This is a genomic window from Pseudomonas sp. 18058, from assembly GCF_902706155.1.
Lineage (GTDB): Bacteria > Pseudomonadota > Gammaproteobacteria > Pseudomonadales > Pseudomonadaceae > Aquipseudomonas > Aquipseudomonas rustica.
Genome location: NZ_CACSJY010000024.1, coordinates 26,927 through 52,654 on the forward strand (window position 1 = coordinate 26,927; position 25,728 = coordinate 52,654).

General features: G+C 58.2%; 17 protein-coding genes and 2 pseudogenes. 17 read left to right on the forward strand and 2 right to left on the reverse strand.

The window, feature by feature from the left end:
• Positions 1–21: 21 nt before the first annotated feature.
• From nuoC to GVL50_RS14950, 16 genes and pseudogenes are all read left to right on the forward strand, one after another.
• Positions 22–1,806: an NADH-quinone oxidoreductase subunit C/D gene (gene nuoC, locus GVL50_RS14875; protein ID WP_053121630.1), complete on the forward strand. Its 1,785-nt coding sequence runs from the start codon at positions 22–24 to the stop codon at positions 1,804–1,806.
• Between the two features lie 2 nt (positions 1,807–1,808).
• Positions 1,809–2,306, forward strand: coding sequence for an NADH-quinone oxidoreductase subunit NuoE (gene nuoE / locus GVL50_RS14880; RefSeq protein WP_007920186.1), 498 nt, complete (start codon positions 1,809–1,811; stop codon positions 2,304–2,306).
• The gene (gene nuoF / locus GVL50_RS14885) at positions 2,303–3,658 is read left to right on the forward strand and encodes an NADH-quinone oxidoreductase subunit NuoF (protein ID WP_008082856.1); all 1,356 of its coding nucleotides are present in this window, start codon (positions 2,303–2,305) and stop codon (positions 3,656–3,658) included. Before nuoE ends, nuoF begins: the two co-directional genes overlap by 4 nt.
• 134 nt (positions 3,659–3,792) lie before the next feature.
• Positions 3,793–6,507 carry an NADH-quinone oxidoreductase subunit NuoG gene (nuoG, locus tag GVL50_RS14890; RefSeq protein WP_159813896.1) on the forward strand — a complete coding sequence of 905 codons (2,715 nt, stop codon included), beginning with the start codon at positions 3,793–3,795 and terminating at the stop codon, positions 6,505–6,507.
• Positions 6,504–7,511: an NADH-quinone oxidoreductase subunit NuoH gene (nuoH, locus tag GVL50_RS14895; RefSeq protein ID WP_008082852.1), complete on the forward strand. Its 1,008-nt coding sequence runs from the start codon at positions 6,504–6,506 to the stop codon at positions 7,509–7,511. Before nuoG ends, nuoH begins: the two co-directional genes overlap by 4 nt.
• 11 nt (positions 7,512–7,522) lie before the next feature.
• On the forward strand, positions 7,523–8,071 hold the full coding sequence (gene nuoI / locus GVL50_RS14900; RefSeq protein WP_007920177.1) for an NADH-quinone oxidoreductase subunit NuoI: 549 nt from the start codon (positions 7,523–7,525) through the stop codon (positions 8,069–8,071).
• Between the two features lie 9 nt (positions 8,072–8,080).
• The gene (gene nuoJ, locus GVL50_RS14905) at positions 8,081–8,581 is read left to right on the forward strand and encodes an NADH-quinone oxidoreductase subunit J (RefSeq protein WP_008082850.1); all 501 of its coding nucleotides are present in this window, start codon (positions 8,081–8,083) and stop codon (positions 8,579–8,581) included.
• A 3-nt stretch (positions 8,582–8,584) separates the two neighbouring features.
• On the forward strand, positions 8,585–8,893 hold the full coding sequence (gene nuoK, locus GVL50_RS14910) for an NADH-quinone oxidoreductase subunit NuoK (protein ID WP_003223790.1): 309 nt from the start codon (positions 8,585–8,587) through the stop codon (positions 8,891–8,893).
• On the forward strand, positions 8,890–10,743 hold the full coding sequence (nuoL, locus tag GVL50_RS14915) for an NADH-quinone oxidoreductase subunit L (protein WP_038362640.1): 1,854 nt from the start codon (positions 8,890–8,892) through the stop codon (positions 10,741–10,743). The genes nuoK and nuoL overlap by 4 nt, the downstream gene beginning before the upstream one ends.
• Positions 10,744–10,782: 39 nt before the next feature.
• Positions 10,783–12,315 carry an NADH-quinone oxidoreductase subunit M gene (gene nuoM, locus GVL50_RS14920; RefSeq protein ID WP_008082846.1) on the forward strand — a complete coding sequence of 511 codons (1,533 nt, stop codon included), beginning with the start codon at positions 10,783–10,785 and terminating at the stop codon, positions 12,313–12,315.
• A gap of 7 nt (positions 12,316–12,322) precedes the next feature.
• Positions 12,323–13,786, forward strand: coding sequence for an NADH-quinone oxidoreductase subunit NuoN (nuoN, locus tag GVL50_RS14925; RefSeq protein ID WP_159813898.1), 1,464 nt, complete (start codon positions 12,323–12,325; stop codon positions 13,784–13,786).
• 1,246 nt (positions 13,787–15,032) lie between these two features.
• Positions 15,033–15,382 (forward strand): annotated as a pseudogene (locus GVL50_RS14930) (toxin).
• The gene (locus GVL50_RS14935; protein WP_027614657.1) at positions 15,372–15,686 is read left to right on the forward strand and encodes a DNA-binding transcriptional regulator; all 315 of its coding nucleotides are present in this window, start codon (positions 15,372–15,374) and stop codon (positions 15,684–15,686) included. The pseudogene GVL50_RS14930 and the gene GVL50_RS14935 overlap by 11 nt, the downstream one beginning before the upstream one ends.
• A gap of 172 nt (positions 15,687–15,858) precedes the next feature.
• On the forward strand, positions 15,859–17,184 hold the full coding sequence (locus tag GVL50_RS14940; protein ID WP_159813900.1) for an OprD family porin: 1,326 nt from the start codon (positions 15,859–15,861) through the stop codon (positions 17,182–17,184).
• 415 nt (positions 17,185–17,599) lie between these two features.
• On the forward strand, positions 17,600–20,743 hold the full coding sequence (locus GVL50_RS14945; protein WP_159813902.1) for a toxin TcdB middle/C-terminal domain-containing protein: 3,144 nt from the start codon (positions 17,600–17,602) through the stop codon (positions 20,741–20,743).
• An 8-nt stretch (positions 20,744–20,751) separates the two neighbouring features.
• The gene (locus tag GVL50_RS14950; RefSeq protein WP_256671870.1) at positions 20,752–24,357 is read left to right on the forward strand and encodes an RHS repeat-associated core domain-containing protein; all 3,606 of its coding nucleotides are present in this window, start codon (positions 20,752–20,754) and stop codon (positions 24,355–24,357) included.
• Positions 24,358–24,468: 111 nt separating this feature from the next.
• Here the strand turns inward: GVL50_RS14950 and GVL50_RS14955 are convergent.
• Positions 24,469–24,648 (reverse strand): annotated as a pseudogene (locus GVL50_RS14955) (DUF6124 family protein); the annotation flags it as partial.
• Positions 24,649–24,815: 167 nt separating this feature from the next.
• Here GVL50_RS14955 and GVL50_RS14960 point away from each other — a divergent pair.
• Entirely contained in the window at positions 24,816–25,220 is a 405-nt protein-coding gene (locus tag GVL50_RS14960; protein ID WP_159813904.1) for a hypothetical protein, read from the forward strand.
• A 167-nt stretch (positions 25,221–25,387) separates the two neighbouring features.
• Here GVL50_RS14960 and GVL50_RS14965 read toward each other — a convergent pair whose 3' ends face one another.
• Positions 25,388–25,720, reverse strand: coding sequence for a DUF2790 domain-containing protein (locus GVL50_RS14965; protein WP_159777056.1), 333 nt, complete (start codon positions 25,718–25,720; stop codon positions 25,388–25,390).
• Positions 25,721–25,728 lie beyond the last annotated feature (8 nt).

Sequence of the window (25,728 nt, forward strand, 5' to 3'; positions counted from 1 at the left end):
ACCGAAAGCGAAAAAATAACCATGACTACAGGCAGCGCTCTGTACATCCCGCCTTATAAGGCAGACGACCAGGATGTGGTCGTTGAATTGAACAACCGTTTTGGCGCCGAAGCGTTCACCGCTCAGTCGACCCGCACCGGCATGCCGGTGCTGTGGGTGGCGCGCGCCAAACTCGTCGAAGTCCTGACCTTCCTGCGTAACCTGCCCAAGCCGTACGTCATGCTCTATGACCTGCACGGCGTGGACGAGCGTCTGCGCACCAAGCGTCAAGGGCTGCCGAGCGACGCTGAGTTCACCGTGTTCTATCACCTCATGTCGCTGGAGCGTAACAGTGACGTGATGATCAAGGTCGCCTTGTCCGAGAGCGACCTCAGCTTGCCGACCGTTACCGGTATCTGGCCGAACGCCAACTGGTACGAGCGTGAAGTCTGGGACATGTTCGGCATCGATTTCAAAGGTCACCCGCACCTGTCGCGCATCATGATGCCGCCGACCTGGGAAGGTCACCCGCTGCGCAAGGACTTCCCGGCGCGTGCGACCGAATTCGATCCGTTCAGCCTCAACCTCGCCAAGCAACAGCTTGAGGAAGAAGCCGCGCGTTTCCGTCCTGAAGACTGGGGCATGAAGCGTTCCGGGACGAACGAGGACTACATGTTCCTCAACCTCGGCCCGAACCACCCTTCGGCGCACGGTGCGTTCCGCATCATTCTGCAACTGGACGGTGAAGAAATCGTCGACTGCGTACCGGATGTCGGTTACCACCACCGTGGTGCCGAGAAGATGGCCGAGCGTCAGTCGTGGCACAGTTTCATTCCGTACACCGACCGTATCGATTACCTCGGCGGCGTGATGAACAACCTGCCGTACGTGCTCTCGGTCGAGAAGCTGGCCGGCATCAAGGTGCCTGAGAAGGTTGACGTCATCCGCATCATGATGGCCGAGTTCTTCCGGATCACCAGCCACCTGCTGTTCCTCGGGACTTACATCCAGGACGTCGGCGCCATGACTCCGGTGTTCTTCACCTTCACCGACCGCCAGAAGGCGTACACGGTGATTGAAGCCATCACCGGTTTCCGTCTGCATCCGGCCTGGTACCGCATCGGTGGCGTTGCCCACGACCTGCCGCGCGGCTGGGAAAAACTGGTGAAAGACTTCGTCGAATGGCTGCCAAAACGCCTCGACGAATACACCAAGGCTGCCCTGCAAAACAGCATCCTCAAGGGTCGTACCATCGGCGTCGCTGCCTACAACACCAAAGAAGCCCTGGAATGGGGCGTCACCGGTGCCGGCCTGCGTTCGACCGGTTGCGACTTCGACCTGCGTAAAGCGCGTCCATACTCCGGCTACGAGAACTTCGAGTTCGAAGTGCCGCTGGCTGCCAATGGCGATGCCTACGACCGCTGCATGGTGCGCGTTGAAGAGATGCGCCAGAGCATCAAGATCATCGACCAGTGCATGCGCAACATGCCGGAAGGCCCGTACAAGGCGGATCACCCGCTGACCACGCCGCCGCCGAAAGAGCGCACGCTGCAGCACATCGAAACCTTGATCACGCACTTCCTGCAAGTTTCGTGGGGCCCGGTGATGCCGGCCAACGAATCCTTCCAGATGATCGAAGCGACCAAGGGCATCAACAGTTATTACCTGACGAGCGACGGCGGCACCATGAGCTACCGTACCCGGATCCGCACTCCGAGCTTCCCGCATCTGCAACAGATCCCTTCGGTGATCAAAGGCAGCATGGTCGCGGACTTGATTGCGTACCTGGGTAGTATCGACTTCGTTATGGCCGACGTGGACCGCTAAGCATGAACAGCACGCTTATCCAGACAGACCGTTTCACCCTCAGTGAAACCGAGCGCTCGGCCATTGAGCACGAGCTGCATCACTACGAAGACCCGCGCGCGGCGTCGATCGAAGCCCTGAAGATCGTTCAGAAGGAACGCGGCTGGGTGCCGGATGGCGCCTTGTACGCAATCGGCGAGATCCTCGGCATCCCGGCCAGCGACGTTGAAGGTGTGGCGACGTTCTATAGCCAGATTTTCCGTCAGCCGGTTGGCCGTCACATCATTCGCGTCTGCGACAGCATGGTCTGCTACATCGGCGGCCACGAGTCGGTGGTCAGCGAAATCCAGAACAATCTGGGCATCGGCCTGGGTCAGACCACCACCGACGGTCGTTTCACCCTGCTACCGGTCTGCTGCCTCGGCAACTGCGACAAGGCACCGGCGCTGATGATCGACGACGACACCTTTGGTGATGTGCAGCCTGCTGGCGTCGCCAAACTGCTCGAGGGCTACGTATGACCCTGACATCTTTCGGTCCTGCCAACCGCATTCAGCGTTCGGCCGAGACTCACCCGCTGACCTGGCGTCTGCGTGACGACGGCGAAGCCGTGTGGCTCGACGAGTACCAGGCCAAGAACGGTTACGCCGCTGCGCGCAAAGCCTTCGCCGACATGGATCAGGACGCCATCGTCCAGACCGTGAAAGACGCAGGCCTTAAAGGTCGCGGCGGTGCAGGCTTCCCCACGGGCGTGAAGTGGGGCCTGATGCCCAAAGACGAATCCATCAACATCCGTTACCTGCTGTGCAACGCGGATGAAATGGAGCCGAACACCTGGAAAGACCGCATGCTGATGGAGCAACTGCCCCATCTGCTGATCGAAGGCATGCTGATCAGTGCTCGCGCGCTGAAAACCTACCGTGGCTACATCTTCCTGCGTGGCGAATACACCACCGCCGCCAAGCACCTGAATCGTGCTGTGGAAGAAGCCAAGGCTGCGGGCCTGCTGGGTAAAAACATTCTCGGCAGCGGCTTCGATTTCGAGCTGTTCGTCCACACCGGTGCCGGGCGTTACATCTGCGGTGAAGAAACCGCACTGATCAACTCCCTCGAAGGCCGTCGCGCCAACCCGCGCTCCAAGCCGCCCTTCCCTGCCGCCGTCGGCGTGTGGGGCAAGCCGACTTGCGTGAACAACGTCGAAACCCTGTGCAACGTGCCGGCGATCATTGCCGACGGCGTTGACTGGTACAAATCGTTGGCCCGCGAAGGCAGCGAAGACATGGGCACCAAGCTCATGGGCTTCTCCGGCAAAGTCAAAAACCCGGGCCTGTGGGAACTGCCATTCGGCGTCACCGGTCGCGAGTTGTTCGAAGACTACGCCGGCGGCATGCGCGACGGCTTCAAGCTCAAGGCCTGGCAACCAGGCGGCGCCGGTACCGGTTTCCTACTGCCTGAGCACCTCGACGCGCAAATGTACGCCGGCGGCATCGCCAAAGTGGGCACCCGTATGGGTACCGGCCTGGCGATGGCGGTGGATGACAGCGTCAACATGGTCTCCTTGCTGCGCAACATGGAGCAGTTCTTCGCTCGCGAGTCGTGCGGTTTCTGCACCCCGTGCCGTGATGGTTTGCCATGGAGCGTCAAGCTCTTGATGGCCATCGAAGAAGGCCGCGGTCAGCCAGGCGACATCGAGACCCTGCTGGGTCTGGTCAACTTCCTCGGCCCAGGCAAGACCTTCTGTGCTCACGCACCGGGTGCCGTGGAACCGTTGGGCAGTGCCATCAAATACTTCCGTCCAGAGTTCGAAGCCGGTATCGCGCCAGTCAGCGCCGCCGTCCCGCCTCTGGCAAGGCCGATCGTAATCGGCGCGTAAACGCTTAATAAGGTGAAGGGCCTGAGCCCTTCGCCTCCTGCGATGACGCCTTTCGAGGCTGGTTTGATTCGCACGGATAACAAGATTCCATTAGCCACGCCCGCTGACACCGGGCCAACGAAGACCTTTGAACCATGGCCACTATCCACGTAGACGGCAAAGCGCTCGAAGTCGACGGGGCAGACAACCTGTTACAGGCATGTCTGTCGCTGGGCCTCGACATTCCATATTTCTGCTGGCACCCCGCGCTTGGTAGCGTCGGGGCTTGCCGCCAGTGCGCGGTCAAGCAGTACACCGACGAGAACGACACCCGTGGTCGCATCGTCATGTCCTGCATGACCCCGGCCACCGACAACACCTGGATCTCCATCGAAGATGAAGAATCCAAGGCGTTCCGCGCCAGTGTTGTTGAATGGCTGATGACCAACCACCCGCACGACTGCCCTGTGTGCGAAGAAGGCGGTCATTGCCACCTGCAAGACATGACAGTGATGACCGGCCACAACGAGCGCCGTTATCGCTTCACCAAACGCACCCACCAGAACCAGCAACTGGGCCCGTTCATTTCCCACGAAATGAACCGCTGCATCGCTTGCTACCGCTGTGTGCGTTTCTATAAGGATTACGCTGGCGGCACCGACCTCGGTGTGTTCGGCGCCCACGACAACGTGTACTTCGGTCGCGTTGAAGACGGCACCCTCGAAAGCGAGTTCTCCGGCAACCTCACCGAGGTCTGCCCGACCGGTGTGTTCACCGACAAGACTCACTCCGAGCGCTACAACCGTAAGTGGGACATGCAGTTCTCGCCGAGCATCTGCCATGGCTGCTCGAGCGGTTGCAACATCTCCCCGGGCGAGCGTTACGGTGAACTGCGTCGCATCGAAAACCGTTTCAACGGTTCGGTGAACCAGTACTTCCTGTGCGACCGTGGCCGATTCGGTTATGGCTACGTCAACCGCACCGACCGTCCACGTCAGCCGCTGCTGGCCGACGGCACCAAGCTCAGCCTGGACGCCGCACTGGATAAAGCCGCTGACCTGCTGCGCGGTCGCAACATCGTCGGTATCGGTTCGCCGCGCGCCAGCCTTGAAAGCAACTACGCGTTGCGCGAACTGGTCGGCGCCGAGCACTTCTACTCGGGTATCGAAGCGTCCGAGCTGGAACGCATCCGTCTGGTCTTGCAAGTGCTGAACGACAGCCCGCTGCCTGTGCCGAACATGCGCGACATCGAAGACCACGACGCGATCTTCGTCCTCGGTGAAGACCTGACCCAGACCGCCGCTCGCGTGGCGCTGTCGCTGCGTCAATCGGTCAAGGGCAAAGCTGAAGACATGGCCGAAGCCATGCGCGTTCAGCCTTGGCTCGACGCTGCGGTGAAGAACATCGGTCAGCACGCGCTGAACCCGCTCTTCATCGCCAGCCTGGCGGAAACCAAGCTCGACGACATCGCTGAAGAATGCGTACACGCTGCTCCGGACGACCTGGCGCGCATCGGTTTCGCCGTTGCCCACGCACTGGACGCCAGCGCCCCGGCCGTTGAAGGTCTGGACGCCGAAGCACTGGAACTGGCTCAGCGCATCGCCGACGCCCTGCTCGCGGCCAAACGTCCGCTGATCATCGCCGGTACTTCGCTGGGCTCCAAAGCCCTGATCGAAGCCGCCGCGAACATCGCCAAAGCACTGAAACTGCGCGAGAAGAACGGTTCGATCAGCCTGATCGTGCCGGAAGCCAACAGCCTCGGTCTGGCCATGCTCGGTGGCGAATCGGTGGATGCTGCGCTACAAGCAGTTATCGACGGTAAAGCTGACGCGATCGTCGTGCTGGAAAACGATCTGTTCACCCGCACCGCCAAAGACAAGGTCGATGCCGCACTGAACGCTGCGAAAGTAGTGATCGTTGCTGACCATCAGAAAACCGCGACCACCGACCGCGCGCACCTGGTTCTGCCGGCCGCAAGCTTTGCTGAAGGCGACGGTACGCTGGTCAGCCAGGAAGGTCGTGCTCAGCGCTTCTTCCAGGTTTTCGATCCGCAATATCTGGATGCGAGCATTCTGGTTCACGAAGGCTGGCGCTGGCTGCACGCCCTGCGCGCGACCCTGCTGAACCAGCCGATCGACTGGACGCAACTCGACCACGTCACCGCTGCCGTTGCTTCGAGCACCGCGCAACTGGCGCGTATCGTCGACGCAGCACCGTCGGCAGCGTTCCGTATCAAGGGTCTGAAACTGGCGCGTGAGCCGCTGCGTTACTCCGGTCGCACCGCGATGCGCGCCGACATCAGCGTTCACGAACCGCGCACTCCGCAAGACAAAGACACCGCGTTCGCCTTCTCCATGGAAGGTTACTCGGGTTCGGTTGAGCCGCGTCAGCAGGTTCCTTTCGCCTGGTCTCCGGGCTGGAACTCGCCACAAGCGTGGAACAAGTTCCAGGACGAAGTCGGCGGTCACATCCGTGCTGGCGACCCGGGCACCCGCCTGATCGAAAGCACTGGCGATTCGCTGAACTGGTTCGCTGCAGCACCGCGTGCATTCAACCCGGCAGCGGGTACCTGGCAAGCCGTGCCGTTCTTCCACCTGTTCGGCAGCGAAGAAAACTCTTCGAAAGCCGCGCCGGTTCAAGAGCGCATCCCGGCCGCTTACGTGGCACTGGCGAAATCCGAAGCGGATCGTCTGGGCGTCAACGAAGGTGCATTGCTGAGCCTGAACGTGGCCGGTCAGACTTTGCGTCTGCCGCTGCGCATCAATGAAGAACTGGGCGCCGGTCTGGTGGCATTGCCTGCGGGCATCGCCGGCATTCCATCGGCATTCGCCGGCGTATCCGTCGACGGTCTGCAGGAGGCAGCGCAATGACCTGGTTCACCCCTGAAGTGATCGATGTGATCCTGACGGTCATCAAAGCCATCGTCATTCTGTTGGCCGTGGTGGTCGCCGGTGCGTTGCTCAGCTTTGTCGAACGTCGCCTGCTGGGCTGGTGGCAGGACCGTTACGGTCCGAACCGCGTTGGCCCGTTTGGTATGTTCCAGATCGCCGCCGACATGCTGAAGATGTTCTTCAAGGAAGACTGGACGCCGCCGTTTGCCGACAAAGTGATCTTCACTTTGGCGCCGGTGGTGGCCATGTCCGCCTTGCTGATCGCGTTTGCGATCATCCCGATCACCCCGACCTGGGGCGTCGCGGATCTGAACATCGGCTTGCTGTTCTTCTTCGCCATGGCCGGTCTGTCGGTCTACGCGGTGTTGTTCGCCGGCTGGTCGAGTAACAACAAGTTCGCCCTGCTCGGCGCGTTGCGTGCTTCGGCGCAGACCGTGTCCTACGAAGTGTTCATGGGCCTGGCCCTGATGGGCATCGTGGTGCAGGTCGGCTCGTTCAACATGCGCGACATCGTCGAGTACCAGGCGCAGAACCTGTGGTTCATCATTCCGCAGTTCTTCGGCTTCTGTACCTTCTTCATCGCTGGCGTCGCCGTGACTCACCGTCACCCGTTCGACCAGCCGGAAGCGGAACAGGAACTGGCCGACGGTTACCACATTGAATACGCCGGTATGAAATGGGGCATGTTCTTCGTCGGTGAGTACATCGGCATCATCTTGATCTCGGCGCTGCTGGTCACCCTGTTCTTCGGTGGCTGGCACGGTCCGTTCGGCATCTTGCCGCAACTGTCCTTCCTCTGGTTCGCACTGAAGACCGCGTTCTTCATCATGCTGTTCATCCTGCTGCGCGCGTCTATCCCGCGTCCGCGTTATGACCAGGTGATGGATTTCAGCTGGAAATTCTGCTTGCCACTGACCCTGATCAATTTGCTGGTGACCGCTGCGGTCGTGTTGTGGAACACGCCTGCAGTCGCGGTTCAGTGAGGATTTGACCCATGTTCAAATATATTGGCGACATCGTTAAGGGTACTGGTACCCAGTTGCGCAGCCTGGTCATGGTCTTCGGCCATGGCTTTCGCAAGCGCGACACCCTGCAATACCCGGAAGAAGCGGTCTACCTGCCACCACGCTACCGTGGTCGTATCGTCCTGACCCGTGACCCCGATGGCGAAGAGCGTTGCGTTGCCTGCAACCTGTGCGCCGTGGCTTGCCCAGTGGGTTGCATCTCGCTGCAGAAAGCTGAAACCGAAGACGGTCGCTGGTACCCGGACTTCTTCCGTATCAACTTCTCGCGCTGCATTTTCTGCGGTCTCTGCGAGGAAGCCTGTCCGACCACCGCAATCCAGCTGACACCGGATTTCGAGATGGCCGAGTTCAAACGTCAGGATCTGGTGTACGAGAAAGAAGATCTTCTGATCTCCGGCCCCGGCAAAAACCCTGATTACAACTTCTATCGTGTTGCAGGTATGGCAATCGCTGGCAAGCCGAAAGGCTCCGCACAGAACGAAGCCGAACCGATCAACGTGAAGAGCTTGCTGCCTTAAGGAAGAACGATGGAATTCGCTTTCTATTTCGCATCGGGTATCGCTGTTGTGGCCACGCTACGTGTGGTCACCAACACCAACCCTGTGCACGCCCTGCTCTACCTGATCATCTCGTTGATCGCTGTGGCCATGACCTTCTTCGCACTCGGCGCACCGTTCGCCGGCGTGCTGGAAGTGATCGCCTACGCCGGCGCCATCATGGTGCTGTTCGTGTTCGTGGTGATGATGCTCAACCTCGGCCCCGCCGCGGTTCAGCAAGAACGCGCCTGGCTCAAGCCCGGTATCTGGGCAGGGCCGGTGATTCTCGCCGGGCTGCTGCTGGCCGAACTGCTGTATGTGCTGTTCGCTCACCAGAGCGGTCAGGCCATCGGCCACACCACCGTAGACGCGAAAGCCGTGGGCATCAGCCTGTTCGGCCCGTACCTGCTGGTGGTCGAACTCGCCTCGATGCTGCTGCTCGCTGCAGCCGTCACGGCGTTCCATTTGGGCCGTAACGAGGCGAAGGAGTAAGTCATGCCTGCTATCCCTCTCGAACATGGACTGGCCGTTGCCGGCATCCTGTTCTGCCTTGGTCTGGTCGGCCTGATGGTCCGCCGCAACATTTTGTTCGTGTTGATGAGTCTGGAAGTGATGATGAACGCCTCTGCACTGGCGTTCATTGTCGCGGGCGCCCGTTGGGGCCAGCCGGATGGACAGATCATGTTCATCCTGGTGATCAGCCTTGCAGCTGCCGAGGCCAGTATTGGTCTGGCGATCCTGCTGCAACTGTATCGCCGCTTCCATACGCTCGATATCGACGCTGCCAGTGAGATGCGCGGATGAACCTGATCTTTCTGACTTTCGTATTCCCTCTGATCGGTTTCCTGCTGCTGTCGTTCTCTCGTGGACGCTGGTCGGAAAACCTCTCGGCGCTGATCGGCGTGGGTTCCATTGGCTTGTCGGCGATTGTCGCCGCTTACGTCATCTGGCAATTCAACGTCGCGCCACCCGAAGGCGGTCACTACACCCTGGTGCTGTGGAAGTGGATGGCGGTCGAAGGCTTCAAGCCTGACTTCGCCCTCTACGTCGACGGCCTGTCGATCACCATGCTCGGTGTGGTCGTTGGCGTCGGTTTCCTGATCCACCTGTTCGCGTCCTGGTACATGCGCGGCGAAGCGGGCTACTCGCGCTTCTTCTCGTACACCAACCTGTTTATCGCCAGCATGCTGTTCCTGGTACTCGGCGATAACCTGTTGTTCCTGTACTTCGGCTGGGAAGGCGTGGGCCTGTGCTCGTACCTGTTGATCGGTTTCTATTACAGCAACCGCAACAACGGTAACGCGGCACTCAAAGCCTTCATCGTGACCCGGATCGGCGACGTGTTCATGGCCATCGGCCTGTTCATCCTGTTCCAGCAAGTGGGCACGCTGAACATCCAGGAACTGCTGGTGCTGGCACCGCAGAAATTCCAGGTCGGCGACTTCTGGATCACCCTGGCAACGCTGATGCTGCTGGGTGGCGCGGTCGGTAAATCGGCGCAACTGCCGCTGCAAACCTGGCTCGCGGACGCGATGGCCGGCCCGACCCCGGTTTCGGCACTGATCCACGCCGCAACGATGGTGACTGCCGGTGTTTACCTGATCGCCCGTACCCACGGCCTGTTCACCCTGGCGCCGGAAATCCTCCATCTGGTGGGCATCGTTGGTGGTGTGACGCTGGTACTGGCCGGTTTCGCCGCGCTGGTACAAACCGACATCAAACGTATCCTCGCCTACTCGACCATGAGCCAGATCGGCTACATGTTCCTGGCGCTGGGCGTTGGTGCTTGGGATGGCGCGATTTTCCACCTGATGACCCACGCCTTCTTCAAGGCCCTGCTGTTCCTTGCTTCCGGTGCGGTGATCGTTGCCTGCCACCACGAGCAGAACATCTTCAAGATGGGCGGTCTGTGGAAAAAACTGCCACTGGCCTACGCCAGCTTCATCGTCGGCGGCGCGGCACTGGCTGCCTTGCCACTGGTCACCGCAGGCTTCTACTCCAAGGACGAAATCCTTTGGGAAGCGTTCGCCAGCGGCAACCACGGTCTGCTTTACGCAGGTCTGGTCGGCGCGTTCATGACGTCGCTGTACACCTTCCGCCTGATCTTCATCACGTTCCACGGTGAAGCCAAGACTGAAGCCCACGCCGGTCACGGCATCGCTCACTGGCTGCCGCTGTCGGTGCTGATCGTATTGTCCACCGCCATTGGCGCGATGATCGTTCCGCCACTGCACGGCGTACTGCCAGAAAGCGTTGGCCATGCCGGTGGCGAAGCCAAGCACAGTCTGGAAATCGCTTCGGGCGCCATCGCCCTGGCCGGTATCCTGCTGGCAGCGCTGCTGTTCCTCGGCAAGCGTCGCTTCGTCACGGCGATCGCCAACAGCGGCATCGGCCGTTTCCTTTCGGCCTGGTGGTTCGCTGCCTGGGGCTTCGACTGGATCTACGACAAACTGTTCGTCAAGCCTTACCTGGCGATCAGCCACGTACTGCGTAAAGACCCGCTCGACCAGACCATCGGTCTGATCCCGCGTATGGCCAAGGGTGGTCACACTGCCCTGAGCCGCACCGAGACCGGTCAACTGCGTTGGTACGCTGCTTCGATGGCTGCTGGTGCCGTGCTGGTGATTGGCGCCATCGTGCTGGTAGCGGTCTGATATGAACCTTGCGAATTTGCGAAAGGAAACGAGCCCGTCATGATTCTGCCTTGGCTAATCCTGATCCCCTTCATCGGCGGCCTGCTGTGCTGGATGGGTGAGCGCTTCGGCGCTACCCTCCCGCGCTGGATTGCGCTGTTGACCATGACCCTGGAACTCGCCCTCGGCCTCTGGCTGTGGGCCCATGGTGACTATTCATTTGCCCCGGCGCCTGGCGCCGATCCGACCTGGGCGCTTGAGTTCAAGCACATCTGGATCGCGCGTTTCGGCATCAGCGTGCACCTGGCCCTCGACGGCCTGTCGCTGTTGATGATCCTGCTGACCGGTCTGCTGGGTATCCTCTCGGTACTCTGCTCGTGGAAAGAGATTCAACGTCACGTTGGCTTCTTCCACCTGAACCTGATGTGGATCCTGGGCGGCGTTGTCGGCGTGTTCCTCGCCCTCGACCTGTTCATGTTCTTCTTCTTCTGGGAAATGATGCTGGTGCCGATGTACTTCCTCATCGCGCTCTGGGGTCACAGTTCTTCGGACGGCAAGAAAACCCGGATCTACGCGGCGACCAAGTTCTTCATCTTCACTCAGGCGTCCGGCCTGATCATGCTGGTGGCGATCCTCGGTCTGGTGCTGGTCAACTTCAACAACACTGGCGTGATTACCTTCAACTACGCCGACCTGTTGAAAACCAAGATGTCGATGACCACCGAGTACATCCTGATGCTCGGCTTCTTCATCGCCTTCGCGGTCAAGCTGCCGGTTGTACCGTTCCACTCCTGGTTGCCTGATGCTCACGCCCAGGCGCCGACTGCAGGTTCCGTCGACCTCGCCGGTATCTTGCTGAAAACCGCTGCTTACGGTCTGCTGCGTTTCGCCCTGCCGCTGTTCCCGAATGCTTCGGCCGAGTTTGCGCCGATCGCCATGACCCTCGGTCTGATCGGGATCTTCTACGGCGCGTTCCTCGCGTTCGCACAAACCGACATCAAGCGTCTGATCGCCTTCTCGTCCGTTTCCCACATGGGTTTCGTGTTGATCGGCATCTACTCCGGCAGCCAACTGGCCCTGCAAGGTGCAGTGATCCAGATGCTCGCGCACGGTGTGTCGGCGGCGGCACTGTTTATCCTCAGCGGTCAGTTGTACGAGCGTCTGCACACTCGTGACATGCGTGAGATGGGCGGTGTGTGGTCGCGTATCGCTTACCTGCCGGCAATCAGCCTGTTCTTCGCAGCCGCGTCCTTGGGTCTGCCGGGTACCGGTAACTTTGTCGGTGAGTTCCTGATCCTGATCGGCTCTTTCGCGAGCTGGCCGTGGATTACTGCGATTGCCACTTCCGGTCTGGTGTTCGGTTCGGTCTACTCGCTGATCATGATCCACCGTGCCTACTTCGGCCCGGCGAAATCGGATTCGATCCTGCACGGTATGGACGCTCGCGAACTGATCATGGTGCTAGGCCTTGCGGTGTTGCTGATCTACATCGGCGTCTACCCGCAACCGTTCCTCGACACTTCTGCCGCCACGATGCATGGCGTTCAGCAGTGGCTCGGCACCGCCTTCACTCAACTCGCTTCGGCCCGGTAAGAGCGCTATGGAATTCACGATTCAACACTTTATTGCGCTTGCGCCACTGTTGATCACCAGCCTCACCATTATCGTGGTGATGCTGGCAATCGCCTGGCGCCGCAACCACTCGCAGACCTTCCTGATCTCGGTCGCCGGTCTGAACCTGGCCCTGTTGTCGATCCTGCCAGCCCTGAAAGTCGCGCCTCTGGCCGTGACCCCATTGCTGCAGATCGACTCGTTTGCCTGCCTGTACATGGCGCTGATCCTGGTCGCCACCCTCGCCTGCGTCACCCTCGCCCACGCTTATCTGGGCGATGGCGGTTCGGGTTACCCGGGCAACCGTGAAGAACTGTACTTGCTGATCCTGATGGCCGCCGCCGGTGGTCTGGTTCTGGTCAGCGCGCAGCACCTGGCCGGCTTGTTCATCGGTCTGGAACTGCTCTCGGTACCGGTTTACGGTCTGGTGGCTTACGCCTTCTTCAACAAGCGTTCGCTGGAAGCCGGCATCAAATACATGGTGCTGTCGGCGGCCGGTTCCGCGTTCCTGTTGTTCGGTATGGCCCTGCTCTACGCTGACGCCGGTTCTCTGAGCTTCACCGGTATCGGTCAGGCACTGGCCGCGACGGGTCTGCCTAGCCCGCTGGCACAACTGGGCCTGGGCATGATGCTGATCGGTCTGGCGTTCAAGCTGTCGCTGGTGCCGTTCCACCTGTGGACGCCGGACGTCTACGAAGGTGCTCCGGCGCCGGTGGCCGCGTTTCTTGCGACTGCGTCGAAGGTTGCAGTGTTTGCGGTGATGGTGCGTCTGTTCCAGATCTCCCCTGCCGCAAGCAGTGGCGTACTGAGCGACGTGCTGACCGTTATCGCCATCGCCTCGATCCTGTTCGGTAACCTGCTGGCCCTGACCCAGAGCAACCTCAAGCGTCTGCTCGGTTACTCGTCCATCGCGCACTTCGGCTACCTGCTGATCGCACTGGTGGCGAGCAAGGGGCTGGCGGTGGAAGCCATTGGCGTGTACCTGGTCACCTACGTGATCACCAGCCTCGGCGCCTTCGGCGTGATCACCCTGATGTCCTCGCCGTACAACGGCCGTGACGCGGATGCCCTGTACGAATACCGCGGCCTGTTCTGGCGCCGTCCGTACCTGACCGCCGTGCTGACCGTGATGATGCTGTCGCTGGCCGGTATCCCGCTGACCGCTGGCTTCATCGGCAAGTTCTACATCATCGCCACCGGTGTTGAAGCGCACCAATGGTGGCTGGTCGGTTCGCTGGTGCTGGGCAGCGCCATCGGCGTCTTCTACTACCTGCGCGTGATGGTCACCCTGTACCTGATCGAACCAAACCTGCGTCGCCACGACGCCCAGCTGCACTGGGAACAAAAGGCAGGCGGCGTGATGCTGCTGGCCATCGCCCTGGTCGCATTCTTCCTGGGTGTGTACCCGCAGCCATTGCTGACATTGGTTCAGCAGGCGGGGCTGGCGGGCTGATTGCTCGGCTGGCTACACATGAAAACGGCACCTTCGGGTGCCGTTTTTGTTTTTGTGGGATTTAACATTTTCATTGCCTGACCCACTGCTTTCGCGAGCAAGCTCTGCTCCCACAGGTTATGTGTCGTGCACCAATTCTGCGGTTATCCCGGATCATTGTGGGAGCTGGGCTTGCCCGCGAAGGCGTCGGCACATTCAATATCTTCATTGCTTGACCCACCGCTTTCGCGAGCAAGCTCTGCTCCTACGGGTTATGTGTGGTGCACAAATTCTGTGGTCATCCCGGATCATTGTGGGAGTGAGCCTGCTCGCGAAGGCGTCGGCACATTCAACATTTTCATTGCCTGAACCACCGCTTTCGCGAGCAAGCCCGCTCCCACAGGTTATGTGTCGTGCACCAATTCTGCGGTTATCCCGGATCATTGTGGGAGCTGGGCTTGCCCGCGAAGGCGTCGGCACATTCAATATCTTCATTGCTTGACCCACCGCTTTCGCGAGCAAGCTCTGCTCCTACGGGTTATGTGTCGTGCACAAATTCTGTGGCCATCCCGGATCATTGTAGGAGTGAGCCTGCTCGCGAAGGCGTCGGCACATTCAACATTTTCATTGCCTGAACCACCGCTTTCGCGAGCAGGCTCGCTCCCACAGGTTATGTGTCGTGCACCAATTCTGTGGTCATCCCGGATCATTGTGGGAGTGAGCCTGCTCGCGAAGGCGTCGGCACATTCAACATCTTCATTGCCTGACCCACCGCTTTCGCGAGCAAGCTCTGCTCCCACAGGTTATGTGTCGTGCACCAATTCTGTGGTCATCCCTGATCATTGTGGGAGCCGGGCTGGCCCGCGAAGGCGTCGGCACATTCAACATTTTCATTGCCTGACCCACTGCTTTCGCGAGCAAGCTCTGCTCCTACGGGTTATGTGTCGAGCACAAATTCTGTGGCCATCCCGGATCATTGTGGGAGCTGGGCTTGCTCGCGAAGGCGTCGGCACATTCAACATTTTCATTGCCTGACACCCCGCCGCTATCGCTATTCGGCGCTGGACACTGCTGTGGGATTGTTCTGACACGTGAGTTGCGAAGCTCTTCACAGATTAGTCGAACGATCCTACCTCTCCCGTCTACTCGTCCTACAGGTGATTTTACGACCGACGTCTACCGTTGAAAAAGGGGAGAAAAGCAAGGCCAGCAGGCCTTGACCTATTCGATTATCGGTACAACACTATACGCAGGCAACGTACAGAACATGGATGCTCTATTTATCGAATTACCTGTGATTCAGAAGCACCGAGACGACTATCTGGACGACGATCTGTTTCGCAGCTTTCAACTGGAGTTGCTGAAAAATCCGGAACCGGGGATCTCATCGAGGACACAGGCGGGCTTCGTAAAATTCGCTTTAGCGACCAACGAAGAGGGAAAGGTAAACGCAGCGGATTACGAGTGATTTATTACTGGTGGTCAGGCTTCGATCAGTTCTGGCTCTTTACCGTTTACGGCAAAAACGAGCAGGACGATTTGACGCCTGCCCAGAAAAAACTTTTCAGACAAACACTCAATAAAGAACTTAACGCGAGAACCCGCTATGAAACGTGACATTTTTTCCGAACTGATGGATGGACTGGAAGCACTGGCCGATGAACGCCAAGGCAAAATCACCTTGCGTACCCATAAGGTTCAGCTGCCAAAACTGATGCCGATCACTGCTGAGGAAGTGATAGCCATCCGTCAGCAACTTAACCTTTCCCGCTCAGTATTCGCGATGTATCTACGCACCAACACGCGAACGCTCGAAAACTGGGAGCAAGGACGAGCAACACCCAACGCTCAAGCCACAACCCTGATCCGTCTTGTCGAGCGTTTTCCACAGACGATCGAACAACTCGCAGCCCTGACCTGACATAGGTTTTCATTCCGGCCACATGACGAAATTGTAATTCCCTCATCACCTTGGCGTTATCCGCAGCTTGCAACGATGTCACCCGGCGACCATGCCGGCGGGCCCTCGCCCGTCGAACAATAAAACTCACGCCGAAGCACGTTCCCGTTCTGCCGAACTCCAGGAGTGACTGATGCTTAACCCTACAAAAATATCGATGGCCGCTTTAACGGTGGCGATCAGCGCCGCACCGTCCATGGTAGTGGCGGAGGAAAAAGCCGAAGGCTTTATCGAAGGCAGCAGCCTCACCGTCCTCAACCGCAATTACTACTTCAATCGTGATCACCGCAACGGCCAGTCCAGCCCTACCGGCAATGGCTATTCCGAAGCCTGGGCGCACGCAGTAATCAGCAAGTTCGAATCCGGATTCACTCAAGGCACTGTCGGCTTCGGTGTTGATGCATTTGCCATGATCGGCCTGAAACTCGACACCGGTGACGGCCGTAACGGCGCTCGTAGCTCCTTCGACGTGTTACCGGTCAACAGCGATGGCCAGGCGCAGGACGAGTACACCAAATTCGGCGGGGCCGCCAAAGTGCGCGCGTTCGATACGATCGTACGGGTCGGCGATGTGTTCCCTGCCACCCCGGTGGTCGCCGCCGGTGACTCGCGATTGCTGCCCGAGAGCTTCAAAGGCGTGACAGCCATCAACACCAGTATCGAAGGCCTGTCGGTACAGGGCGGTCGACTGCATGCAATGAGCCAACCGACCTCCAGCGACCTCAACGATAACTTCGCCACCTTCTACGCCGGCCCGGTCAATTCCCCGTGGATCGCCTACGGCGGCGGCGATTACGCGTTGAACAAAAACCTCACGTTCAGCCTGTATTCCAGCCGTCTCAAGGAGGCCTGGAATCAGTACTACGCCGGCACCGCATGGACGTATCCATTGGCAGATGACCTGTCATTGTTCGGCGACCTCAACTATTACAAGGCTGTCGACGAGGGCAAAAAACTGCTCGGCGAATTCGACAACAACATCTGGAGCGGCCGCGTCGGCGTCAAACTCGGCGCCCACTCCGTCGCCCTCTCCCACCAGCGCAACAACGGCAACGACGACTTCGATTACCTGCGCCAGTCCGACTCGATCTTCCTCGACAACTCCATCCAGTACAGCGACTTCAACTCGCCCAAAGAACGTTCCTGGATGGTGCGCTATGACCTCGACATGACCCCGTACGGCGTGCCGGGTCTGTCGTTCATGACCCGTTACGGTCGCGGCACCGATGCTGATTATTCCAACGCCAACGCTGTGTACATGCGCCGCGACGCGGAGGGTAATCCGCTCACCGATCAGAAGCGCTGGGAGCGCGATGTTGAAGTCAAATACGTGGTGCAAAGCGGCTCGATGAAAGACCTGTCACTGCGTTTGCGTCAGGCCACGACCCGCGCCACAGCGTTCGAGTCCGATCTGGAAGAAGTGCGGGTGATCGTCGAATACCCGCTGGCGATTCTGTGAATTTCATGAGCGATCAGATTCACCTTTAGAAGCTCCTTGCTCCTTTGGAAAGAGGTGAATTTTTTGGCGTCCTTCGGGGCGCCTTTTTTTACTCTGTGAAACACGAAAAACCTGTAGGAGCCGGTGCAGGCTGCGATCTTTTGATCTTGAAAGACACAACCAAAAGGTCGCAGCCTGCACCGGCTCCTACAAGTTTTGGCGATAGATCGGTTATCTGTTGAGCGAATTTGATCTAAGAAAACTGCACCACCCTGTCAGGTCTGACAGGTTACACCGCCGGTCTTTACCGCTAGCGTTAACCCGCCGGGCATCCTATCGATGCCACCCATCTGGCAGGGAGATTCACTGATATGGCCGTCGCCACCTCCATCATCGCTTACATACGTTTCACGGCCAGACGCAACGGCGGTTCGCTATGAGTGAGCAACCGCAGCAACAGTCAACGATGCAGATCAACACTCCCTCCCTGCCCAAAATGGGCGGAGCCATTCAAAGCATCGGCAAGGGTTGGGGCGGCGTCGGCACCACCGGCGCGGCATCGCTTGAATTGCCCCTGCCGATTTCCCCCGGCCGTGGTTTTGCCCCGGCGCTGGGGCTGGGTTACAGCAGTGATGTCGGCAACAGCCCGTTCGGCATCGGCTGGCACCTGACGGCCAACGCCATCACCTTGCGCACAACCAAAGGTGTTCCGGCCTACACCGGCAACGATATTGTCACCGGCCCCGGCGGCGATATGTGGATGCCCGAGCGCAGTGACGGCGACGGCAGCGTCATCTCCAGAAACGTCATGCGCTACAGCGAGTTCAATGCGGCACAGGTTCTGTTGGCCGATCTCGACGGCTCCGGCGCGGCGGATCTGATCTACCTGGAACCCAAGCGTCTGCGTGTGTTCATGAACCACGCCGGTAGTGGATTCGAGCAAAGCAGTGTCGACCTGCCGTGGCCCGAAGGCGTGCTTTACGACCGACTTACCCAGGTCAGCACCGCCGACCTGCAAGGGCTGGGTTGCTCAAGCCTGATCGTCACGGTGCCGTACATGGCCCCTCGACACTGGCGCTACGATTTCGTCAAAGCCAAGCCGTATCTGGTCAACCGCACCTGCAACAACATGGGTTCCAGCAGCGGCGTGACCTACCGCAGTTCGGCGCAGGAATGGCTGGATGAAAAAAACCAGCAACACGCGGCGGGCATCGAAAACCCGATCTCCCAATTGCCCATGGCGTTGCATGTGGTCAAGCAGCAGACCCAGCACGATGAGATCACCGGCAACACGCTGACGCAGGGTTTCAGTTATCGCGGCGGTTATTACGACCGCTTCGAGCGCGAGTTCCGTGGCTTTCGCCTGCTCATGCAGACCGATACCGAAGCGACGCAAGCCGAACGCGCGAGAACCGGTTTCACCGCACCGATCCTGAGCAAAACCTGGTTCCACACCGGCGAGGATATCGACCCTTCCCGCGACGGTTATTACACGGGCGACCCGTCTGCGGTGGCCCTGCAACCCACGCTGCTACACGATCACGCGGCGCAACCCATCGAGCCACCAGACGAAGACCTCCAGCGCGAAATTGCCCGCTGCCTGAGCGGCAGAGTCCTGCGCTCGGAGGTCTACGCCGCAGACGACGATCCCGCCACTGCCGTGCCTTACGCTGTTCAGGAAAGCCGCGTCGCCGTGCGCGTGTTGCGGCCCAAAGGTGAGCACAATCCTTACGCGGTGGTGCAGCCGCTTGACCTGGAATCGATCAGTTATCAATACGAGCCAGACATCGCCGATGACCCGCTATGTCAGCACACACTGAACCTGGAATGGGATGAGTACGGCAGCGTCATTCATGGCTTTACCGTGCACTACGCACGGCGCAAAACCTTGAGCGATACACCGCCGTTCAGCGACGAATATCACCAAACCTGGTGGAAGGATGCCCACGACGATGCCCAACAAAAGTGGTACCTGACGCAAACCAAAGCGCTGCACCTTCACCTGCCAAATCCAGAAGCCTGGCGCCTTGGCCTGCCTTATCAGGCGCGCGGCAACGCACTGGTGCTCGACAAACCGGCGATCACCGCCACCAACATCACCCATGAGTATTTTCTGCGACAAAGCGCCGACGACGGCGCGTGGGCGAAACAATCCGTGCTCACAGGCTTGTCGATGCAGCTCTACATGAACCCCGCCAACAACCAGCCCCTTGCACCCGGCCAAGTGACGTTCGAAGGTTTGCCCGCGCACATAGAAACGGCGGAGCTGGATGCCATCGCCCTCAGCGCTTACGACAAACTCAAGGACGCCGAGGGCAACATGCCCTTCAACCTGAAAGAAAAACTCGAGTCACCGGAAGTCGGTTACCACATCATGGATCTGTTCCTGCCTGAAGTGAAAAACACCCCACCGACCGATCCGGACGATGCAAAAAATTACCTGTGGTCGGTCCGCAAAGGCTTCCCCACCTATCACGCGCTGGACGGTTTTTTTAACATCCAGAAGTATCGCGAAACCCTTAGCCACGGTGAGACCCAGGTCTTTTACGACGACTATTGGTGCCTGACCAATGCCGTCACCCTGCCCGATGGCTGCACCACCCGCACGCTCGATGTGGATTACCGGAGCTTTCTGCCGGCCGCCATCGAAGACGCCAACCGCAATATTCAGGAGGCGCGTTACGACGCATTAGGCCAAGTGTTGGTCACCAGTTTCCACGGCACGGAATTAGGCCTGCCGGTGGGTTTTGATCGACTGGAAACCTACGTCCCGCCTCCCGACCGCCACCCGGCGATTGCCATTGCCGACCCGAAAAAAGCCATCGGCAATTTCGCCAGTGTCAGCTTCAGCGATCCTTTCAGCTGGATGGGCCATGTCTCACGCACCTCACCGCCCTCCCCTGAATGGCAGACATGGGCCAGACGTGAAGGGTTCATCCTGCCCGGCGGCCACTTCTGCGACAGAGCGCGGCAGTATCTCGCCGACGTGCAAACCCCAGACGCAAACGAGAAAATCCTCAAGCAACAACTCGACGCGGCCCACCGCGAACCGATCCATGCCGTCGCGATGCTGGCTGACCGCTACCCCGGTGATCCGGAGATGCAAGTGCGGGTCAGCATCGCCTGCTGGGACGGCTTCGGTCGGTCGCTGCAAACCAAACAGGAAGTCGAGCCAGGCAAGTCGTGGCAGGTCGGGGAAAACGGTGAATTAATCCTCGACTCCGACGGCAAGCCTGTCGAGGCCGATGTGCCACGGCGCTGGCGTGTCAGCGAGCCGGTCGAGTACAACAACAAGGGCGAAAAAGTACGCATCTACCGACCCTACTTTGCCGATCAACCGCGCTACATCAATGATCGCTCGATGCGCGAGCACGCCTTCCACGATCAGCAGTTTTACGACGCGGCCGGTCGCCCGACTGAAACCGTGCTGGCGAAAAAAATGCTCCAAGGTAATCCGCCGCAAATGAAGCCGTTACGGCGGGAGACGTGGTACTGGATCTGGTGCAACGTGGCGTTTGATGAAAACGACCTGTTTGAGCCGCCGCCGGAACAACCGCGCAAAAAAATGCCGTTTCCATGAGTTATTGGGTGGATGCGCAGACCCCACAGCTGACGGCGAATGACAGTCGTGGCTTGCCGGTGCGGCAGATTGCGTATTGGCGCCAGGATCTTAACGAGCTTGAGGCGCGGGTAACGACTCAGCAGCATGATGCGGCTGGTCGGCTGGTGGCGCAGCGGGATCCGCGGTTGATGGCGGATGCTTCGGCACCGGCCAATCTTGCGTCGATCTGTTCGTTGTCCGGGAAGGTGTTGAGCAGTCTCAGCGTCGATGCCGGGTGGCAAGTCAGTTTATTGGGTGGGGCCGATCAGACTGTGTCGGGATGGGATGTTCGGGGGCGTCAGCGCATTACGGAATATGACGATCAGGTTCGACCGCTGGCGGTGTTTGAGCAAGGGGTTGATGGCGAGTTGTTGTGTACCGAGCGTTTTGACTATGGCGACGACGATCCGGCATTTTCCGCGCGTAACCAATGCGGGCGACTGATTCGCCACGATGATGCGGCGGGTACACAGCTGTTCGAACAGTTCGGTTTGGCGGGAGAGGTGTTACAGCAGACACGCCATTTTTTGCAGACGCTGGAGTCCCCCGACTGGCCGGAGCCCATTGCCGAGCGTGACAAATTGCTTGAGCCTGGCGCCGGGTTCAAGGCGCGCGCACGGTTTAACCCGCTGGGTGAGGCCATCGAACAAACCGATGCCAGAGATAACCGGCAGATGTTCAGCCACACTGTTGACGGCCCGTTGCGCGAGGTTCGTTTGCAATTGGCGAAGGACGTCGCGCTGAAGGTATTAGTCAGCGCCATCCAGTACAACGCCCTCGGTCAGACTGTGCGGGAGACAGCCGGTAATGGCGTGATCACCTTACTGGATTACGCCGCTGAAGACGGTCGTCTGACGCGGTTGCGCATTTCGTCAGGGACGCGCATGAGCGTCGATAAGCTAACCCCAGACTGCACAGCCATCGACAGCCGTGGCATGGTGGTGCGGCAGATTGCCTATTGGCAGCAAGATCTCAGCAAGCATGAGGCAAGGAAAACCGTTCAACAGCGTGATGCGGCGGGAAGGATAACGGCCCAGCAGGATCCACGATTGATGAAGGATCCTGCTGCACCTGCCAACCTGGTGTCGACGTATTCGCTGTCCGGAAAGGCGTTGAGCACCGTCAGTGTTGATGCCGGATGGCGTGTCGATCTTTTCGGGGCGGCGGGTCAGAGTATTTGGGGATGCGATGCAAGGGGAAGTCAGCGTCAAGCGGGATACGACAACCTTCTTCGCCCGATCGCGGTATTTGAGCAGGCGAATGATGATGCGTTGTTGTGCACCGAACGCTACGAATATGGCTGGGCTGATTCAGCATTTTCCGAGAGAAACCAGTGCGGGCAGTTAATCCGCCACGATGAGTCGGCTGGAGCTCTGCGATTCGAACAGTTTGGCTTGGCGGGTGAAGTTCTGATGTTAACCCGGCATTATCTGCTCGCACTTGAAGTGCCCGACTGGCCTGAGCCAGTGCCTGAACGTGAGACTTTGCTTGAGCCGGGCACCGAGGCCACAAGCCGTTCGCGGTTCAATGCACTGAGCGAAGTCATCGAACAAACTGACGCCAGAGGTAACCGACAGTTTTTCAGCCAGACCCTCGCCGGCCAGTTGTGCGAGGTTCGTCTGCAATTGGCAAAGGACGTCGCGCCGAAGGTGCTGGTCAGCGCAATCCAGTACAACGCCCTCGGTCAGACTGGGCGGGAAACGGCCGGCAATGGCGTGATCACCTCGCTGGAATACGCCGCTGAGGATGGTCGTCTGAACCGGCTTCAAAGCAAACGTGGCAGCGACGCTCTGCAAGATTTGCGTTACGTCTACGACCCGGTAGGCAACGTGGTCAGCATTGAAGACGCTGCCCTGCCCGTTCGCTACTTTGCTAATCAGCGGGTTGAACCGGTTAATCGCTACGTTTACAACAGCCTCTATCAGTTGATCAAAGCGACGGGATGGGAGGCTGGCGGTTCTGATCAAGGCCCGGCATTTTCGCGGTTTGACGATCCGGCATCGTGTGCCAATTATTCGCAAACCTACCGCTATGACCATGGCTGTAACTTGCTGGAACTGACGCATGACGGGCCGCAGAGTCACGGTCATCGACTGGTGGCGGCTGCGCAGAGTAATCGCTGTTTGCCGGTGATCAATGGCTTGGAACCGACCGACGAGGACTTGCGAAAAAGTTTCGATGCCAACGGCAATTTGCTCAACCTTCAACCGGGGCAGGTTTTGCGATGGGACCTGCACAACCAATTGCGCGAAGTCAGCCCCGTGGCGAATGACCGTGAGGGTTACGTTTACGGCGCCGACGGTATGCGCGTTCGTAAAGTGCGCTCTACACAGACCAACGCCCGAACGCTGATTTCGGAAGTTCGTTATCTGCCAGGTCTGGAACTGCGCACCCACAGCGGAACGGGGGAAGCGTTGCAGGTGATCACCGTTCAAGCCGGACGCAGCAGCGTGCGGGTTTTGCATTGGGAGTCCGAGCCGCCGAAAGACATCGCCAACGATCAATATCGTTACAGCCTTAATGATCATCTCGGTTCCTGCGCGCTCGAGCTGGACAGCTCAGGCGACATCATCAGCCAGGAGCGCTATCACCCTCTCGGTACGACCGCATGGTTTGCCGGGCGCGGTGAAGTTGAGGCGAGTTACAAAACCGTGCGTTATTCGGGGCAAGAGCGGGATGCGACGGGGCTTTATTACTATGGATTCAGGTATTACATCCCGTGGTTGCAGCGCTGGCCAAATCCGGATCCAGCAGGGACGGTTGATGGCCTTAATATCTATAGTTTCGTTAAGAACAATCCTTCCAGTGGATATGATGATCAAGGGTTGGTGTATAGAGGGACAAACGACAGAATCGAAAAGCTATACACCAAGAAAAAGAACGGCTATCACTTCAAATACCGAGGAAACACGGACACCCTTACAGCTCAGCACACTGAATTATCGCACATGTTTAATTCAGCGATCACCTTATTTAGTCAGCTACTTAAAGAGACGACTGACGAATTAGAAAGTGGCAACACTGAAACATTCAGAAAATACTTAATGGGTTATAAAGCCCGCCAGACCTCAGAAAACAAGACCATTAGAATCATTGAAAAATACAAAACAGATTACAACGCCGTCCTTAAAGAAATACCACGATATCAACAATCCGGGGATCTTTACGACCAGGTTGCTTATATTCAAAACAAACGTGAAAACTTACACGACTACATCGCTTTCATGCACGGCAACGATCCTTATCAGCGAATATTCATCAGAGGGGCCAAATTCAGAAATTTAAATGTACTTGGCCAAGCAAGAGTCGTTGGCCACGAGCTCTTTCATATATTCCTTAAAAAAGCAGACTTTTTCTATTACCCCCTTGAGCTCTCAAGTAAACAATCCGAGAACGATGTCAGCAAAGCAATCAAAGGGCTGGCAACCGTAGTCGACCACACCCACGTACAACATAAAACCGTTTTCAACGTCATCAGATCGTTTGAAAGCGAGCAATTGGGCAATGCAGATACGTTTGCGGTATATCCAATATATAGATTGAAAGAATCTCAGATAAAGAATGCTCTCCGAAAAACTGCTATTTCCCCCTAGGAATGTTTTTGTTTGCATTCGAGATCGAGCTTGCTCCCGAAGACGTCGGCACGGACAACTTCTTCATTGCCTGACCTACCGCCATCGCGAGCAGGCTCACTCCTACAGGAGTTAGGCAGCGGGATCGACGTTATCGAGGGCTTTATTTACCGCCAATTCACCGAGCATGACCACTTGCGCAATACCCAGCAGGGTCTTTCGATGCGTGCCTTCGAGTTGCGCGGCGAAGTCGCCGAGCATGACGGTGGCCGAGGCGAGGGATTCGCAGGCGTTGGCCAGTAAGAATTCGCTGAGGGCAAATGCGCTCCACAGAAATCGACATAACACTGAGCAACCCAGAAAAACATCCAAGAGTCTACTGTCAACTATAACAGTAGATCACCGAATAAAAATATCGATACTATCGAACGGCTGCTTTTAGAAGCGGCTCAATATATTCATTACGTAAAGGAATAGACATGAGCAACTCTACTGAAATCTCTACCACGTCGTTGACCGGCCACTTTAAAGCTATTACCACACACGACAGCAAGCCGTACTTGACCAGCGATACAGTGACTTACGGCAGCGACAACGTGACCGGAAGCCAGGGCGCACGCAAACTCGAACTGAAATTTAAAAAAGGCACTCCACCAGGCGAATATCAATTTGACAAAGGGCATTTTACAGGAGGACGACTCACGAGCCAGCTTCCAGGCCCAGGGATCACCAACACACAATTCATTGTTATCCAAGGTGACTTAACGTTAACTGAAACAAGTCTTTCTAGAGTCACAGGCGCGTTTCATATCAAACTGATTGGCACACAAGACCCCAACGAAAAAATCGAACTTAAGGGCACATTTGATATTCAAGACATTTAATAACCAACCCCTTCATTTTCGTTATAAACAGCGGCATAGAGCCAGAATTGATGCCGAAATAAAATCCGTTCACTGGAGCTGCCGAAGGCTGCGATCTTTTGATCTTAAAAACCAAGATCAAAAGATCGCAGCCTCCGGCAACTCCTACAGGGGATCGTGGGGTTTTTTCAGGTTCCGCCGTTGCGACACACGCCCGCCACGCTGTATTTGATTGTGTTGAGCTGTCCCTTCGAATCTTCGTATGTCATCGCCGTCGGCACCACGGCACAGGCCGCCTCGGGCTTGACCACGCTCACCACTTTGACCACGTCGAGCTTCATCCCGTACGCGTAATCCTTCACCACCGGCGGCGCTTTGCCCTGGCTGGCGGCGTACTGTTCCATGGCTTTGCTGTTGGCGCTGAGTGCGCGTTCGAAGGTGCGATCACCGCCGCCCTCGGCCAGTGCACTCACCGACACTGCCATCGCTGCAGCGAACGCCATCCGTTTAAAAATCTTCATGTCCATTG